The organism is Burkholderia sp. ZZQ-2 (assembly GCF_050768715.1).
In the GTDB taxonomy this organism is placed as follows: Bacteria; Pseudomonadota; Gammaproteobacteria; order Burkholderiales; family Burkholderiaceae; genus Burkholderia; species Burkholderia cepacia.
In genome coordinates, this window is the sequence record NZ_LDVA01000354.1 from 1 (window position 1) to 14,945 (window position 14,945).

Sequence of the window (14,945 nt, forward strand, 5' to 3'; positions counted from 1 at the left end):
TCGTCGAGGCCGTACTTCGAGCCCTCGCGGCCGAGCCCCGATTGCTTGACGCCGCCGAACGGCGCGACTTCGGTCGAGATGATCCCGTCGTTGACGCCGACCATTCCGCTTTCCAGCGCACCCGACACGCGCCACGCGCGGCCGAGATCGCGCGTATAGAAGTACGCGGACAGCCCGAACGGCGTATCGTTGGCCGCGGCGACGGCCTCTTCCTCGGTCGTGAAGCGGAAGCAGCCGGCGACGGGGCCGAAGGTTTCCTCTTCGGCGATCAGCATGTCGGCCGTCATGCCGGTCAGCACGGTCGGCTCGTAGAACGTGCCGCCGAGCCCATGACGCTTGCCGCCGGTGAGCGTGTGCGCGCCCTTCGCGACCGCATCGGCCACGTGCCGCTCGACCTTGCCGAGCGCCGCCTCGTTGATCAGCGGCCCCTGGTCGACCTCACCCGCGAGCGCGTTGCCGACGCGCAGCGTGCGCACGGCGTCCGCGAGCTTGCGCGTGAATGCGTCGTACACGCCGTCCTGCACGAGAAAGCGGTTCACGCACACGCAGGTCTGGCCCGTGTTGCGGAACTTCGACGCGATCGCACCCGCGACCGCCGCATCGAGATCGGCATCGTCGAACACGATGAACGGCGCGTTGCCGCCGAGTTCGAGCGACAGCTTCTTCAGCGTGTCGGCCGACTGCTTCGCGAGCAGCTTGCCGACCCGCGTCGAGCCCGTGAACGACAGCTTGCGCACGACGGGCGAACTCGTCAGCGTCTCGCCGATCGCGACCGCGTCGCCCGACACGACGTTGAACACGCCGGCCGGCACGCCCGCGCGCTCGGCGAGCACCGCGAGCGCGAACGCCGACAGCGGCGTTTCCTCCGACGGCTTCAGCACCATCGTGCAGCCGGCCGCGAGCGCGGGGCCGGCCTTGCGCGTGATCATCGCGAGCGGGAAATTCCACGGCGTGATCGCCGCGACGACGCCGACCGGCTCGCGCGTGACGACGATCTGCGCATCCGGCTTCGGGCTTGGGATCACGTCGCCGTACATGCGCTTCGCTTCTTCCGCAAACCATTCGAGAAAGCTCGCCGCGTAGGCGACTTCGCCGCGCGCTTCCGCGAGCGGCTTGCCTTGCTCGCGCGTCAGCAGCCCGGCGAGCGCGTCGCGATGTTCGAGCATCAGCTCACCCCAGCGCTTCACGCGTGCGCCGCGCTCCTTCGCGGTCAGTGCGCGCCACGCCGGGAACGCGTGCGCGGCCGCGTCGATGGCGCGCTGCGTGTCGTCGGCGCCGCCTTTCGCGACTTTCGCGATCGTTTCGCCGGTCGCGGGGTTCAGCACCGGATAGGTCGCATCGCTCGCGCCATGCGGTTCGTGCCATTCGCCGCCGATGTAATGGCCGGTCCTCAGAAATTCGTTCATCGTGTGTCGTTCCTTCAGTGCCTCAGTCCGTCGCGAAACTGCCCTGCGCCGGACGCGACGCGCGCGCGATGCGCTTGCCGGCCGTGTAGTCGTTGATCAGGTCGCACGGCGTGTAGTTGCGCTCCAGTTCGTGCAATTCCTCTTCGGTGAGCTGTGTCTCGAGCGCGCCGAGCGCGCTGTCGAACTGCGCGACGGAATCCGCGCCGACCAGCATGCTCGCGACGCCGGGGCGGCTCAGCACCCACGCCTGCGCGATCTGCGCGGGCGGTACGCCGCGGCGCTTCGCGACCTTCGCGACCGATTCCGCGATCGCGAGCGATGAGGCATCGCCGTACATCTGCGCGGTGAAGAAGTCGGTCTGGTTGCGCGTCGATTGCGGCTCGCAGGTCAGCAGGCCGCGCGCGAGCGGGCTGAACACCGAAACGCCGACGCCCTGGTCGATGCAGTACGGCACCATCTCGCGCTCCTCCTCGCGATACGCGAGGTTCAGCTGCAGCTGCATGTTGATCGGCTTGTCCCAGCCGTTTCGTTCGCAGGCCTGCATGATTTTCGCGAACTGCCACGTGTACATCGTCGATACGCCGATATAACGCGCCTTGCCCGCGCGCACGATGTCGTGCAGCGCGCTCATCGTTTCCTCGACGGGCGTGTTCACGTCGAAGAAGTGCAGCATGAAGATGTCGACGTAATCCATCCCGAGCCGCGTCAGCGAAGCGTCGATGCCGTCGAGCACGTGCTTGCGCGAATGGCCGCCCGCGTTCGGGTAGCTGCCCATGTCGTAGCCGACCTTGGTCGTCACGACGAGCTCCTCGCGACGCGCGTTGCGCTTCAGGATGCGGCCGACCACTTCCTCGCCGACGCCCGTCGAATAGAAATCGGCGAGGTCGATGAAGTTCACGCCGGCGTCGAGCGCACGGCGCACGATCGGCTCGCTCTGCGCTTCGTCGAAGATCCAGGGTTTCCAGTCGGGGGTGCCCATGTTCATCGTGCCGAGACACAGGCGGGACACCTTCAGGCCGGACTGGCCGAGGCGGACGTATTCCATGCTTCCTCCAGGTGCGGCCTTGTGTCGGCCGCTTGTCGTCTTCAGTTTTTCTTCGGGGTGTAGAACGGGTTCGACACGTCGCGCGCGGCGGCGAATACCGCATCGCGATGCGGCAGCCCTTCCATCGCGGCGACGATCGCGGTGCGGCACGCGCGATAGTTGTTCTCGAACACGGCATCGAGATCGTCGGTCTGCGGGTTCACCCAGTTCGCCGACACGACGACCCAGTCGTTCTCCGCTTCGGGCGGCAGCGTGCCGTTCTCGAGCGCTTCGGCCACGGCCTTCGCGATGCCGGCCTGCGACGCGCCCCACGTGGCGTTGCCGTGGAAATCGCCGGCGATCTGCGCCTTGTTGACGTACAGCGTAAGCGGCTTGGTCGGCACGCCCGGCTGCGCGATCACGACGAACGGCGCATGGCCGGCCGACGGCGTCGCGAGGGCCGTGGCGAACGCCTGGCCCGCGGGGCCGTTGCGCGGGCCGACCAGCACGTTGATGTGCGCGAGGTTGACGCCGGGGCCTTCGAAGCCTTCGCCGATGTAAAGCTGCCTGGGTTGGGATGCGGTCATTGCGATGTCTCGTCGATGAGGTTGGGTGTGAGGCGATTGTGGTGGGCCGCGGCGCGGCCGGTGAATCGATGTTTTCTGATCGGGCTATGAGTTTTCGTCGTCTCCGGGAAAGCCCTGGGCCTGTCACGCGGACGCCCGCCGGGCGGGCCTCGGCCGGTGTCGTGACGGCGGGCGGGGCGGAACTGGCGGGTGCTCGTTCGCGAACCGGCTCCGGGTTTGTCATACCCGGGCAGGGGTTGGAGCGCCGGGCGCATCCGGACAACAATCGGCGTACTCCGAGCCCTATCTTTCGTCTTCCCTTCTTTTTTCGAAAGCGAGTAATTCCGATGGCTGCCATTCAAAGGCCCGATTGGTCGAAGCTCAGTTCGCTCGATCCGGAACTGATCCGCGCATTCGTCGCCGTGGTCGAGAGCGGCGGCTTCACCGCGGCGGCCCGGCAACTGCATCGCACGCAGTCGACGATCAGCCTGCGCATCCGCACGCTCGAGGAGCGGCTCGACACGCACCTGTTCATGCGCAACAGCCGACGGCTCGAACTGTCACGCGACGGCGAGAATTTCCTGATCCATGCGCGCCGCATCATCCAGGTGCAGAACGACGCGATCCTCGCGCTGAAGCAGGCGAGCAGCGATCGCGGCGTCGTGCGCTTCGGGCTGCCGGAGGACTACGCGGAGCTGTGGCTGCCCGACCTGCTGAAGTCGTTCTATGCGATGCGGCCGGGTGCGCGCTTTCACGTGCATTGCCGCACGTCGCTCGAACTGCTCGAACGGCTGCAGGCCGGCGAGCTCGACGTCGCGCTCGTCGTGCGGCACGGGCCGAACGCGGGCGGGCGGCTGCTCGGCCGTCACGATGTCGTGTGGGCCGCGCACCGCGATTTCGTGCTCGGCCCGCAGGCGTCGGTGCCGCTCGCGCTGTTTCCGGAGACGTGCTGCTACCGGCAGCGCGGGCTGCAGGCGCTCGCGACGGCCGGGCGGCCGTATCACGTCGTCTATACGAGCCAGAGCCCGACCGGCATCAAGATCGCGGTGAACCACGGCGCGGCCGTGACGATGATCGACCGCTGCACGCTGCCCGAGAACTGGCGCGTGCTCGACGAGACGGACGGGCTGCCGCTGCTGCCGGCGGCCGATCTCGAACTGCATCGCTCGCCGGGCATCTGCGATCCGCTGACCGACGATCTGGTGTCGCTGATCGAATCGATGGTCGACGAGCGGCGGCGCGCGTCGCTCGAAGCGTTCGCGTAGCGCGGCGGCCGGCGCACGGTTTGATTGGCGCGAACCGTGGCGGGTGGCGGGCGGTCGCGGCGCGCGCATCGCGACCGCACGGCCGGCCGCCATGCCGCTGGCCGTTGACGTGTTGTGTCCCCCGTGCCGTTTTTTGCACGGGCGGCCCGTTTTTTTGCACGACGTTTATGCGGTCTCTTCTAAGCTGGGGACGTGTCGAACAGACGAGACGGCCTCCGTCCGCTCCATGACCTTCATTCATCCCGTTCCCGCCTTCGATGTCGCCGGCCGCCAGTTGCGCGCCGGCGAACCCGACAACGTCATTCCGTTCCCGCCGCCGCGCCCGCGCCTGCAGTTGCCCGTCACGCTGACGGCCGACTCCGGAGAACACGCGCATGCGCGGCTCGCGGCGCTGCTGCATTCCCCGCTCGGCGTGTACGTCGTCAGCGCGCGTGCCGTGCGCGACGTGGTGCACGTGCGCTTCGACATCGCGCCGGAAGACCTGGATTTCACGCTGCACATGTTGATCGCGCAGCAGGCCGATGCGGTGATCGGGCCGGTCGCGCGCCGGTTGCGCGTCGGGCCGAAGGCACGGTGAAGTTGGGAACGGCTGTTGCTCGTGGGTTGTGGTTCGTTCCTTGATGGCTTGTCCGATCCGCCGTCCGATCGCCGGTCGCCGTGCTGTCCGCCCTCAGGCGGCGGACAGGCGCGCGATGCTGCGTGCGCGGCGCCGATCCTGCATGCGGAGGAGTCATGGATCTATTGGAAGCAGTACCTGTCGTGCAGCCGGCAAACGGCCGGGTACGGACGGCGTCGCTGCCGTCGGGCCAGCAACTCGCGCGTCAGCTCGTGACGACGGTGCGCGTGGCCGAAATGCTGTTGCATCAGGCGATCGTCGTGCCCGACCGGCATCAGTGGTCGGTGGACACCGAGCGGGTCGACGCGGCCGGCGGGCCGCTCGCGGCGTGGGAGCGCGACGTGACCTGGCGGATCGGCAAGGTGTTCGCCGCGACGGTCAGCCCGGCCGCGCGCGTCAACGATCGCGACCAGGTCGCGGTCGAGATCCGGCTTTGCCTGCCCGAACAGGACTACGTGGCCGGGCGGCGCGTGAGCACCTTCGGCCGCCGCCACGGCAACCGCTTCGGCGCGACGCTGTCGGTCGCGTCGGGCGCGCAGTGGGGCTGGCAACGCGCGGAGCACGTCGCACCGGAACACACGCAGGTATGCGGCGATACGCTGGAGGCGCTTGTCGATCAGGTGGCCGCGAACGTCAACGCGGCGCTGGGCGCGGCCGGGTTCGGCGCGATGCGCTGATCACGCGTCGCCGGTCTGCCCGGTCTGACGCTGCAGGTCTTCCATCAACTGTTCCGCGAGAAAGTCGCACGGCGGCCGCTTCGATTTCGTGCTGCGCGCGAGAATCAGTTCGAGCGGCGGCAGGTCGGGCAGCCCGTGCGCGCGGCCGAGCATCGACAGTTGCGCGGGAATCGCGCAGCGCGCGAGCGGCGCGACCGCGAGGCCGGCCTCGACCATGCTGAGCAGCCCGAGCAGGCTCGGGCTTTCATACGAGGTGCGGTACGGCACCTTCGCGCGTTCGAGGCTGCGGATCGCGTTCTCGCGCGCGACGCTGCCCGGCATGAACACGGCGATCGGCAGCGGCCGCTCTTCCCACACGCGCGGCCCGTTCGTCATCGCGGCCCACGCCATCGGCTCGTGGCGGATGAAGTCGCCGGACAGCCCCTTGATGCGCGTGCCGCAGACGAGATCGACGGTGCCTTCCTTGATCAGCGGCGCGAGCGCGCTGCTCGGCAGCCCCATCACCTGGATCTCGACCTTCGGGTAGGTCGCCGAGAATTTCTTCAGCACCGACGGCAGCAGCGACGACGCATAGTCGTCCGGCACGCCGATCACGACCTTGCCGGTCACTTCCGGCCGCACCACGGCCGCCCAGGCCTCGTCGCGCAGCGCCAGCATTCGTCTGGCGAATCCCAGCAGCACCTCGCCTTCGCGCGTCAGCACGATGCTGCGCGGCTTGCGCACGAACAGCGGCCGCCCGATCGCGTCTTCCAGGCTCTTGATCTGCATGCTCACGGCCGACTGCGAACGGTTCACGGCCTCGGCCGCGCGGGTCATGTTGCCGGTCTCCGCGACGGCGACGACGGTAGCCAGCACGTCGTGATCGAGCATCTTCATGGGTATCAGGAAAACTGAACGTAACGATCAGCATTATGCGTTTTTATTGTTGCTGTGTGTCTGCCATAGTGCGATCACGCTGATGTTTCGCCCGAGGGCGGCGCGGCGTTCGGGCCGGACGATCCGGCGTGCGGGACTGAACAGGGAAGCGTGGTGTATCGATGATGGACCATCCGTTGCGCGCGGCGCTGGCCGCGGAATTGCATGCCCGGCCGTTCCTGCGGCTCGCCGAAGCCGTGTCGCTCACGCATTACGCGATCTATGCGGACGGCCAGCCCGACATCCACGAAACGCTGCTGCACGCGCTGTGCCGCGATACCGGCATCGCCGCGCCGCACGAAGGCGCGACGCACTACGCGGTGCAGTCGCCGAGCGGCTGGCACCTGAAGTGGGAGCGCCACACCGAATTCTCGACCTTCACGTTCGTCGCGCCGCGCCGCGACACCGGTTATTTCGACGATCTCGCGATCGAGGGCATTCCGGCCGCGTGGTTCGCGCGGCTTGCCGGCATCCGCTTCGTCGCGGTGCGCATGGAGCTGCTCACGGGCGACGCCGCGCGGCTCGTCTGCGGCGACCTGCGCCGCTGGATCGACGGGCCCGCGCTTGTCGGCAGCAACGTGCTCGGCGGCGGCAAGGTGTTCTGCGACTGGCATGTGCGCGACGACGGTTTCATGCGCTTTCTCGTCGTCGACGAGGATTTCCGCGAGGAGCAGGGCGGCCGCCTGCTGCAGCGCCTGCATGAAATCGAGACGTACCGGATGATGGCCCTGCTGGCGCTGCCCGTCGCGCGCCGGATGAGCCGCGAGCTCGACGAGATCCACGCGGCGCTCCATGCACTGATGCAGCGGATGGACGCGAGCGGCGCCGACGGCGACGACACCGCGCTGCTCGTCAAGCTCACGCATCTGGCGGTACGGGTCGAGTCGTTGTCGGGATCGGGCGCGCGCTTCAGTGCGTCGCGGGCGTACGAGAAGCTCGTGCTGGCGCGCATCCACGAGTTGCGCGAGGAACGCATCGAAGGGATGCCGACGATCGCCGAATTCATGGAGCGGCGTTTCGCGCCGGCGATGGAAACCTGTCGCAGCGTATGGGCGCGCCACGAGCAGATCGCCGCGCGGATCGCGCGAGCGGTCGACCTGCTGCGCACGCGCGTGAACCTCGCGCAGGAAAAGGACGTAACGCGTTTGCTGGCGGGGATGGAGCGCACCGCGCGCAACCAGCTGCATCTACAGCACGCGGTCGAGGGGCTGTCGGTGGCAGCCATTTCGTACTACGTGCTGTCGCTCGCGACGGCGGCGTTCAAGGCGCTGCACGTGATGAACCTGCCGGTCGATCCCGAACTGGCGGAAGGCCTGCTGATCGCGCCGGTCGTGTTCGCGGTGATTCACATCACGCGGCGCACGCGCGCGCAGCTGGCGCGATCGGAAGCCGCACATGACGGCGCGGCGGTGCATGCGGCAGCGTTGAAGCAGGTCGGCTAGAACATCGAAAACATGATCAGGTAAAGGAGTGGAGATGACTTTTTCGCAGAAGCAACCGGGGTTTTACAGCGGTTTCGATGCCGCGTTCGACGAACCGGCACCGGATGACGCGGGCGTGCCGGAGGCCGCGCGCGTGACGTCGTATCAGGCCGTGCTGCAGGAGCCGATGACGTCGCTCGTCGGGAATACGATCGATCGGCCGGACGTCGCGGCGGTGGCGATTCTCGGTTACAACTGACGCAGCGCCGGGCGGGTGGGCTGCGCAGTCCCTTCCCGGTCACCCGGTGGCGCGCATGCGCGGCATCGTCGGGTACGCCACCCATCGGGCGTCGATCTTGCGGCCGGGTAGAAAATGGAACTCGATGTAACCGTCGCGCCGGTTCGGCAAAGCCGGCACGGCGACGTCGGTTTCGACGATGTCGGGCGCCTGGTTCCGGGCGTCTTCTTCAGGCGTCAGATCGTACGTGATCCTGACGTGCCAGGTCTTCTTGCCGCGCGGCACGCTCATGCAGCACATCGTGCCGCCCCCGCCGCCGAACTGGCGCGCGTGCACGCTGCCCGCGCCGAAGCCATCCACCACGAAACTGTAGACACCACGATCGGTGTAGTTGAACCCCACGACGCGATACGGGCCGTCGGCGCGCGTCTGTGCGTGGATCCACCAGGCCGCGCCCGCCAGCAATGCCGCGACGGCGACCGGGTTGAGTGTCAGGCGGCGTAGCAGGTTCGGCATGTCGGTGTTCCAGTGAGTCGGTTCGGCGGCACGATCGGTTGCCGGTAGCGCCAGGGCGCGTGCCGTGCACCCCGGCGGCCGAGGTCATCGCGCGCGCCTGACAGGCCCCGCCCCATGCGCCAGCGCCAGTTCGACGAACGCGCGCGCGGCCGCGCTCCGGTACGCCCCCTTGCGTTGCAGCAGCACGGCCGTACGCCGCAGGACGGCCGGATCGAGCGCGACGGCGGCGAGATCGTCGTGGCCGCTCGCGATCGTCGCGGGCAGCAGCGTCGCGAGGTTCGTGCGGCGCACGATCTCGATCACGGCCCCCAGCGAATTCGCTTCCATCGACACGCGCGGCCGCACGTCGTGCTCGCGGAAATAGCGGTCGATCTGCACGCGTGTCGCGAATTCGGCCGTGAGCAGCACGAGCGACGCGTCGTGCAGCGCGCGCAGGCCGGCCTTGCGTTTTCCGGCGAGCGCATGCCGGCGGCTCACGACGAGCGCGAGCGTTTCGACCAGAAGCGGTTGCGCTTCGAGATCCGCCGTCTGCACTTCGTCGAACGCGATGCCGACATCGAGCTCGTCGTCGACGAGCAGCGCCTCGATGCGTTCCTGCGACATCTCGCGCACCGACAGCGACACATCCGGATAGCGGCCGTGAAACGCCTCGACCAGCGGCCCGACGAGATAGCTCGTGAAGGTCGGCGTGACCGCGATCCGCAGCGCGCCGCGGCTGAGATCCTGCACGTCGTGAATGGCGCTCCGGCCTTCCGCGAGATCGTGCAGCGCCTGCCGCGCATAGCGGAAATACACGTCGCCGGCGTCGGTCAACCGCGTCACGCGCCCGGTGCGGTCGAACAGCTGCGCGCCGAGCGTCTCCTCGAGCTGGCGGATCTGCTGGGACAGCGCCGGCTGCGACACATGCAGCGCGGCGGCCGCGCGCGTGAAGCTGCGATGTTCGGCGACGGCGAGGAAGTAGTGGATATGGCGCAGCAGCATGGCGGTTCCTATAAGTCCTGCTTATCCGGTAGATCATAAATCAGTCTTTTACCTTATTGGAAGTCCGGCGTAACCTGCCCTTCATCGATTCCATCCGCACCGGAGAACACGCGATGAAGGACATCATCGAAGGCTTCCTGAAGTTCCAGCGCGACGCGTATCCGGCGCGCGCCACGCTGTTCCGCGATCTCGCGCGCAGCCAGCATCCGCGCGCGCTGTTCATCTCGTGCTCGGACAGCCGGCTCGTGCCCGAACTCGTCACGCAGCGCGAACCGGGCGACCTGTTCGTGATCCGCAATGCCGGCAACATCGTGCCGTCGTACGGCCCCGAGCCGGGCGGCGTATCGGCGTCCGTCGAATACGCGGTGGCCGCGCTGCGCGTGACCGACGTCGTGATCTGCGGCCATTCCGATTGCGGCGCGATGACCGCGATTGCCACCTGCCAGTGCATGGACCACATGCCGGCCGTCGGCCACTGGCTGCGTTATGCCGATTCGGCGCGCGTCGTGAACGAGGCGCGCACGCATCGCAGCGAACGCGAGCGGATCGACTCGATGGTGCGCGAGAACGTCGTCGCGCAACTGGCGAACCTGAAGACGCACCCCGCCGTGCGGCTCGCGCTCGAAGAGGGGCGGCTCGCGCTGCACGGCTGGGTCTACGACATCGAATCGGGCTGCATCGACGCCCATGACGGCGCGACCGGCCGGTTCGTCTCCCTGGCGGACCATCCCGAGGTCCGCGCCACACCCGCGACGCTTCCTGTCGCGGCGTGAATCGCTCCAACCTACCCACGAGGAATTGCCATGATCCAGTCCCAGCACAGCCAGACCGCCCGCCACGCGCTCGCGGAGACCGTCGTTCTCGCGAAGGCGCGCAAGAACCTGTCGTTCGCGCAGCTCACCGAAGGCACGGGCCTGAGCGAAGCGTTCGTGACGGCCGCGCTGCTCGGCCAGCATGCGCTGCCGGCCGATGCGGCGCGCAATGTCGCCGACAAGCTCGGCCTCGACGACGATGCGGTGCTGCTGCTGCAGACGATCCCGCTGCGCGGCAGCATCGACGATCGCGTGCCGACCGACCCGACGATTTACCGCTTCTACGAAATGCTGCAGGTGTACGGCACGACGCTGAAGGCACTTGTCCACGAGAAGTTCGGCGACGGCATCATCAGCGCGATCAATTTCCGGCTCGACGTGAAGAAGGTCGACGATCCCGAGGGCGGTTCGCGCGCGGTGATCACGCTCGACGGCAAATACCTGCCGACCAAGCCGTTCTGACGCCGGCGCGGCGCCGCACCGCGGCAGCGGTGCCGTGCAGGCTCTCGCCCGACGTGCATCGGCCGCCGGCCGGCGCACGTTTCCGCCATGCCGTTTCGATGAGGACACAGCCATGGATTTTGTGAAACGCACGATCGATCTTGCGATGCAGAACGTGGAAGAGGGCGGCCGTCCGTTCGCGACGGTGATCGTCCGCGACGGCGAGATCGTCGCGGAGAGCCCGAACCTCGTCGCGCAAACCAGCGACCCGACCGCGCACGCCGAGATCCTCGCGGTGCGCGACGCGTGCCGCAAGCTCGGCACCGAGCACCTGACCGACTGCGAGATCTACATTCTCGCGAGCCCGTGCCCGATGTGCCTCGGCTCGCTGTACTACTGCAGCCCGAAACGCGTGATCTACATCACCACGCGCGAGGACTACGCGCCGTTCTACCGCGACGACCGCAAGTATTTCGAGCTCGACACGTTCTATGCCGAATATGCGAAGCCGATCGAGGCGCGCCGGCTGCCGATGGTGCAGCAGAAGCACGGCGGCGCGATCGACGTGTACCGGCGCTGGAAGGAACTGAACGCGAAGTGATGTGACCCGCGCGGCGCCCAGGCCGCGCGTTGCAGCCGCCCGGCTGCTCGTTTTCCCCACCCTCCGTTTCGTCTTCCGTGTCGTCCGGCGGCGCCCGTGCCGCCGGGGCGCCCGCGCTGCCGCGCGAGGCGGGTCGTGCCCCCGTTTTCCCACCTTCCCAAACATCGATCCCGATCAATGTCCGGAACGGAAATCCGCGATCCAAAAGGTTTTTGACGGGTTTAAAAATTCGCACTGGAGACGACGAAAACGTGCGGAAAGCCCGATGAAAACCGATGAAATCTTCATGACAGCCAGCGCGGTGGCCGCGGTCGTTCGCGACTGATCGCCATCGATCGCCGTGCGTTTTCCCTGCCTGTTTCGTTGCGCCATTCGTTCCGGACGAGGAATCGCTCGATCCCTCTCCGCCAGCACCGCCCGACTGCCGCCGGTCGCGCGTGACGCCTGAGATTCGCTTACCTGCTTGAAACGGACCATCATGAAACGGGATTCATTCAGTACACCTGATGCGATGCATCGACCGACGACGAACATGCTCAAGCCGAACGACACGTTCGTGCGCATCGAAAACGTCGTGAAGAAATTCGGCGACAGCACGGCCGTCGACAACGTGAACCTGACGATCGCGAAGAACGAGCTGTTCGCGCTGCTCGGCAGCTCGGGCTGCGGCAAGTCGACGCTGCTGCGCATGCTCGCCGGGCTCGAGACGGCCACCTCCGGCAAGATCTTCGTCGACGGCGAGGACCTCGCGTCGCTGCCGCCATACCGCCGCCCGGTGAACATGATGTTCCAGTCGTACGCGCTGTTCCCGCACATGACGGTCGAATCGAACGTCGCGTTCGGCCTGAAGCAGGAAGGCACGCCGAAGAACGAGATCCGGGAGCGCGTGGCCGACGCGCTCGCGCTCGTGCAGATGAGCAAGTACGCGAAGCGCAAGCCGCATCAGCTCTCCGGCGGCCAGCAGCAGCGCGTCGCGCTGGCCCGCTCGCTGGTCAAGCGCCCGAAGCTGCTGCTGCTCGACGAGCCGATGTCCGCGCTCGACAAGAAGATCCGCCAGAAGACCCAGCTCGAACTGGTGAACATCATCGAGAAGGTCGACGTGACCTGCGTGATGGTCACGCACGACCAGGAAGAAGCGATGACGATGGCGAGCCGCCTCGCGGTGATGAGCGAAGGCAAGATCGTGCAGATCGGCTCGCCCGGCGAAGTCTACGAATACCCGAACAGCCGTTTCTCGGCCGAATTCATCGGCTCGACCAACCTGTTCGAAGGACGCGTGGTCGAGGACGAACCCGACCACATCTTCGTCGAGAGCGACGATCTCGAAGCGCGCATGTACGTGAGCCACGGCGTGACCGGCCCGCTCGGGATGCCGGTCGGCATCTCGGTGCGCCCGGAGCGCGTGCACGTGTCGCGCGAGAAGCCGGGCTCGAAACACAACTGGGCGCGCGGCGTCGTGACCGACATCGCGTACATGGGCAGCTACTCGCTGTACCACGTGCGCCTGCCGAGCGGCAAGACGGTGGTGTCGAACCTGTCGAGCTCGCACCTGATGAACGACAACGCGCCGGCGTGGAACGACGACGTGTTCGTGTCGTGGTCGCCGGCCAGCGGCGTCGTGCTGACGCAGTGAGGACGCCACGATGAGAACCTCCGCTTCCACTCCGTCCGCGCCGGTGTCTGCCGGCGCCGCGAGCACCGGCGCCGGCAGATCGCGCCCGGGCCGTTTCTCCATGCTGTCGCGCTTCCTGCCGTCGGGCCGCAGCGTCGCGATCGGCGTGCCGTTCGTGTGGCTCGCAGTCTTCTTCGCGCTGCCGTTCGTGCTGGTGCTGAAGATCAGCTTCGCCGACCAGGTGATGGGCATCCCGCCGTACACGTCGCTCGTCGAGATCAAGGACGGTGTCGTGCACTTCGCGCTGCAGCTGTCGCACTACGCGTTCCTGCTGCAGGACGACCTGTACATCGCGACCTACCTCAGCTCGCTGAAGATGGCCGCCGTGTCGACCGTGCTGTGCCTGCTGATCGGCTATCCGATGGCGTACTACATCGCGCGCTCGGAACCGAACCGCCGCAACGTGCTGATGATGGCCGTGATGCTGCCGTTCTGGACGTCGTTCCTGATTCGCGTGTACGCATGGATCGGCATCCTGAAGGACGACGGCCTCCTGAACCACACGCTGATCGCGCTGGGCATCATCCACACGCCGCTGCGCCTCTATCACAGCGACGCGGGCGTCTACATCGGGATGGTCTATTCGTACCTGCCGTTCATGGTGATGCCGCTGTACGCGCACCTCGTGAAGATGGACCTCACGCTGCTCGAGGCCGCGTACGACCTGGGCGCGAAGCCGTGGGTCGCGTTCACGCGCATCACGCTGCCGCTGTCGAAGAACGGGATCATCGCCGGCAGCCTGCTGGTGTTCATCCCGGCGGTGGGCGAGTACGTGATTCCGGAACTGTTGGGCGGCGCCGACACGCTGATGATCGGGCGCGTGATGTGGGATGAATTCTTCAACAACATGGACTGGCCGATGGCGTCCGCGGTGACGGTCGCGATGGTGATGCTGCTGCTGGTGCCGATGGCGCTGTTCCAGTACTACCAGGTCAAGGAACTGGAGGACGCGAAATGATCAAGCCGAGCAAACCGCTGTCGACGGGCGTCCTCGCCTTCGGCTTCCTGTTCCTGTACATCCCGATCATCAGCCTGGTGGTGTACTCGTTCAACGAGTCGAAGCTGGTGACGGTGTGGTCGGGCTTCTCGCTGAAGTGGTACAGCGCGCTGCTGGACGACGACGAGCTGCTGACCGCCGCGTGGCTGTCGCTGAAGATCGGCCTCTTGACGGCCACCGCGTCGGTGGTGATCGGCACGTGGGCGGGTTTCGTGCTCGCGCGCTTCGGCCGTTTCAAGGGCTTCACGCTGTACACGGGGATGATCAACGCGCCGCTGGTGATTCCGGAAGTGATCCAGGGCATCTCGCTGTTGTTGCTGTTCGTTGCGCTGGAGCAGATGTTCGGCTGGCCGAAGGGGCGCGGGATGGTGACGATCTGGATCGGGCACGTGATGCTGTGCGTGTCGTACGTGGCGATCATCGTGCAGTCGCGCGTGAAGGAGATGAACAAGTCGTTGGAGGAGGCGGCGCTCGATCTGGGCGCGACGCCGCTGAAGGTGTTCTTCGTGGTGACGCTGCCGCTGATCTCGCAGGCGCTGCTGTCGGGGTGGCTGCTGTCGTTCACGCTGTCGATCGACGACCTGGTGCTGTCGGCGTTCCTGTCGGGGCCGGGGTCGACGACGCTGCCGCTGGTGGTGTTCTCGCGCGTGCGGCTGGGGCTGAACCCGGAGATGAACGCGCTGGCGACGCTGTTCATCACGGCCGTGACGATCGGCGTGATCGTCGTGAACCGGATGATGATCGCGCGCGAACGGCGCCGCGTGGCCGACATGAAGGCGGCGTTCGCGGTGGCGTGA

18 protein-coding genes are annotated in these 14,945 nt (G+C 67.1%); 11 read left to right on the plus strand and 7 right to left on the minus strand.

The features are described from left to right. The 3 genes from ABY44_RS34635 to fae form a co-directional block, all read right to left on the minus strand. Nucleotides 1-1,406 (minus strand): NAD-dependent succinate-semialdehyde dehydrogenase (locus tag ABY44_RS34635; protein ID WP_431643457.1); only part of this gene is annotated, 1,406 nt, incomplete at its 3' end. Between the two features lie 22 nt (nt 1,407-1,428). Then, on the minus strand, nt 1,429-2,451 hold the full coding sequence (locus ABY44_RS34640; protein WP_060316157.1) for an aldo/keto reductase: 1,023 nt from the start codon (nt 2,449-2,451) through the stop codon (nt 1,429-1,431). Between the two features lie 41 nt (nt 2,452-2,492). Then, nucleotides 2,493-3,017: a formaldehyde-activating enzyme gene (gene fae / locus ABY44_RS34645; RefSeq protein ID WP_027789894.1), complete on the minus strand. Its 525-nt coding sequence runs from the start codon at nt 3,015-3,017 to the stop codon at nt 2,493-2,495. 326 nt (nt 3,018-3,343) lie between these two features. Between fae and ABY44_RS34650 the strand changes: the two genes are divergently transcribed. The 3 genes from ABY44_RS34650 (at nt 3,344) to ABY44_RS34660 (ending at nt 5,554) form a co-directional block, all read left to right on the plus strand. Then, nucleotides 3,344-4,261, plus strand: coding sequence for a LysR family transcriptional regulator (locus tag ABY44_RS34650; protein ID WP_027789893.1), 918 nt, complete (start codon nt 3,344-3,346; stop codon nt 4,259-4,261). Between the two features lie 226 nt (nt 4,262-4,487). Then, a complete protein-coding gene (locus ABY44_RS34655) occupies nt 4,488-4,838 on the plus strand; it encodes a hypothetical protein (RefSeq protein WP_060174217.1) in 351 nt (116 codons plus the stop codon). A 155-nt stretch (nt 4,839-4,993) separates the two neighbouring features. Then, entirely contained in the window at nt 4,994-5,554 is a 561-nt protein-coding gene (locus tag ABY44_RS34660; protein ID WP_059696053.1) for a hypothetical protein, read from the plus strand. On the opposite strand, the gene ABY44_RS34665 is transcribed toward ABY44_RS34660, so the two are convergent. Further along, nucleotides 5,555-6,430, minus strand: a complete 876-nt coding sequence (locus ABY44_RS34665; RefSeq protein WP_021160509.1) for a LysR family transcriptional regulator — start codon at nt 6,428-6,430, stop codon at nt 5,555-5,557. It abuts the gene before it with no gap. Nucleotides 6,431-6,591: 161 nt separating this feature from the next. Between ABY44_RS34665 and ABY44_RS34670 the strand changes: the two genes are divergently transcribed. Together ABY44_RS34670 and ABY44_RS34675 are read left to right on the plus strand one after the other, a co-directional pair. Continuing rightward, complete coding sequence (locus tag ABY44_RS34670; RefSeq protein WP_060174218.1) at nt 6,592-7,911, plus strand: DUF3422 family protein; 1,320 nt, start codon at nt 6,592-6,594, stop codon at nt 7,909-7,911. Nucleotides 7,912-7,945: 34 nt separating this feature from the next. Next, complete coding sequence (locus tag ABY44_RS34675) at nt 7,946-8,149, plus strand: hypothetical protein (protein WP_027789889.1); 204 nt, start codon at nt 7,946-7,948, stop codon at nt 8,147-8,149. 39 nt (nt 8,150-8,188) lie between these two features. Here ABY44_RS34675 and ABY44_RS34680 read toward each other — a convergent pair whose 3' ends face one another. Next, nucleotides 8,189-8,644 (minus strand): DUF3304 domain-containing protein, encoded by a 456-nt coding sequence (locus ABY44_RS34680; protein WP_060174219.1) that lies wholly within the window; start codon nt 8,642-8,644, stop codon nt 8,189-8,191. A gap of 84 nt (nt 8,645-8,728) precedes the next feature. Next, nucleotides 8,729-9,625, minus strand: coding sequence for a transcriptional regulator CynR (gene cynR / locus ABY44_RS34685; protein WP_060174220.1), 897 nt, complete (start codon nt 9,623-9,625; stop codon nt 8,729-8,731). 113 nt (nt 9,626-9,738) lie between these two features. Between cynR and ABY44_RS34690 the strand changes: the two genes are divergently transcribed. The 3 genes from ABY44_RS34690 to ABY44_RS34700 all read left to right on the plus strand — a co-directional run bounded on the left by ABY44_RS34690 (nt 9,739) and on the right by ABY44_RS34700 (nt 11,479). Beyond that, nucleotides 9,739-10,398, plus strand: coding sequence for a carbonic anhydrase (locus ABY44_RS34690; protein ID WP_027789886.1), 660 nt, complete (start codon nt 9,739-9,741; stop codon nt 10,396-10,398). A gap of 30 nt (nt 10,399-10,428) precedes the next feature. Then, on the plus strand, nt 10,429-10,899 hold the full coding sequence (gene cynS / locus ABY44_RS34695) for a cyanase (RefSeq protein WP_021160503.1): 471 nt from the start codon (nt 10,429-10,431) through the stop codon (nt 10,897-10,899). A gap of 112 nt (nt 10,900-11,011) precedes the next feature. Then, the gene (locus ABY44_RS34700) at nt 11,012-11,479 is read left to right on the plus strand and encodes a nucleoside deaminase (RefSeq protein WP_060174221.1); all 468 of its coding nucleotides are present in this window, start codon (nt 11,012-11,014) and stop codon (nt 11,477-11,479) included. 174 nt (nt 11,480-11,653) lie between these two features. Here the strand turns inward: ABY44_RS34700 and ABY44_RS34705 are convergent, their stop codons facing one another. Further along, nucleotides 11,654-12,043 carry a hypothetical protein gene (locus tag ABY44_RS34705; RefSeq protein WP_160313244.1) on the minus strand — a complete coding sequence of 130 codons (390 nt, stop codon included), beginning with the start codon at nt 12,041-12,043 and terminating at the stop codon, nt 11,654-11,656. On the opposite strand from ABY44_RS34705, the gene ABY44_RS34710 reads away from it, so the two are divergent. Genes ABY44_RS34710 through ABY44_RS34720 form a run of 3 tightly spaced genes read left to right on the plus strand, consistent with a single transcriptional unit; the run spans nt 11,991 to nt 14,945 of the window. After that, nucleotides 11,991-13,112 carry an ABC transporter ATP-binding protein gene (locus ABY44_RS34710; protein WP_027789883.1) on the plus strand — a complete coding sequence of 374 codons (1,122 nt, stop codon included), beginning with the start codon at nt 11,991-11,993 and terminating at the stop codon, nt 13,110-13,112. The two genes, ABY44_RS34705 and ABY44_RS34710, sit on opposite strands and share 53 nt — an antisense overlap. Before the next feature lie 10 nt (nt 13,113-13,122). Then, nucleotides 13,123-14,109 carry an ABC transporter permease subunit gene (locus ABY44_RS34715; RefSeq protein WP_060173882.1) on the plus strand — a complete coding sequence of 329 codons (987 nt, stop codon included), beginning with the start codon at nt 13,123-13,125 and terminating at the stop codon, nt 14,107-14,109. After that, nucleotides 14,106-14,945, plus strand: coding sequence for an ABC transporter permease subunit (locus ABY44_RS34720; RefSeq protein ID WP_027788939.1), 840 nt, complete (start codon nt 14,106-14,108; stop codon nt 14,943-14,945). Before ABY44_RS34715 ends, ABY44_RS34720 begins: the two co-directional genes overlap by 4 nt.

Coding starts and splice junctions, on each gene's coding strand:
- ABY44_RS34640 (WP_060316157.1), bottom strand. CDS start 2,451: ATGGAATACGTCCGCCTCGGCCAGTCCGGCCTGAAGGTGTCCCGCCTG.
- fae (WP_027789894.1), bottom strand. CDS start 3,017: ATGACCGCATCCCAACCCAGGCAGCTTTACATCGGCGAAGGCTTCGAA.
- ABY44_RS34650 (WP_027789893.1), top strand. CDS start 3,344: ATGGCTGCCATTCAAAGGCCCGATTGGTCGAAGCTCAGTTCGCTCGAT.
- ABY44_RS34655 (WP_060174217.1), top strand. CDS start 4,488: ATGACCTTCATTCATCCCGTTCCCGCCTTCGATGTCGCCGGCCGCCAG.
- ABY44_RS34660 (WP_059696053.1), top strand. CDS start 4,994: ATGGATCTATTGGAAGCAGTACCTGTCGTGCAGCCGGCAAACGGCCGG.
- ABY44_RS34665 (WP_021160509.1), bottom strand. CDS start 6,430: ATGAAGATGCTCGATCACGACGTGCTGGCTACCGTCGTCGCCGTCGCG.
- ABY44_RS34670 (WP_060174218.1), top strand. CDS start 6,592: ATGATGGACCATCCGTTGCGCGCGGCGCTGGCCGCGGAATTGCATGCC.
- ABY44_RS34675 (WP_027789889.1), top strand. CDS start 7,946: ATGACTTTTTCGCAGAAGCAACCGGGGTTTTACAGCGGTTTCGATGCC.
- ABY44_RS34680 (WP_060174219.1), bottom strand. CDS start 8,644: ATGCCGAACCTGCTACGCCGCCTGACACTCAACCCGGTCGCCGTCGCG.
- cynR (WP_060174220.1), bottom strand. CDS start 9,625: ATGCTGCTGCGCCATATCCACTACTTCCTCGCCGTCGCCGAACATCGC.
- ABY44_RS34690 (WP_027789886.1), top strand. CDS start 9,739: ATGAAGGACATCATCGAAGGCTTCCTGAAGTTCCAGCGCGACGCGTAT.
- cynS (WP_021160503.1), top strand. CDS start 10,429: ATGATCCAGTCCCAGCACAGCCAGACCGCCCGCCACGCGCTCGCGGAG.
- ABY44_RS34700 (WP_060174221.1), top strand. CDS start 11,012: ATGGATTTTGTGAAACGCACGATCGATCTTGCGATGCAGAACGTGGAA.
- ABY44_RS34710 (WP_027789883.1), top strand. CDS start 11,991: ATGCATCGACCGACGACGAACATGCTCAAGCCGAACGACACGTTCGTG.
- ABY44_RS34705 (WP_160313244.1), bottom strand. CDS start 12,043: ATGCGCACGAACGTGTCGTTCGGCTTGAGCATGTTCGTCGTCGGTCGA.
- ABY44_RS34715 (WP_060173882.1), top strand. CDS start 13,123: ATGAGAACCTCCGCTTCCACTCCGTCCGCGCCGGTGTCTGCCGGCGCC.
- ABY44_RS34720 (WP_027788939.1), top strand. CDS start 14,106: ATGATCAAGCCGAGCAAACCGCTGTCGACGGGCGTCCTCGCCTTCGGC.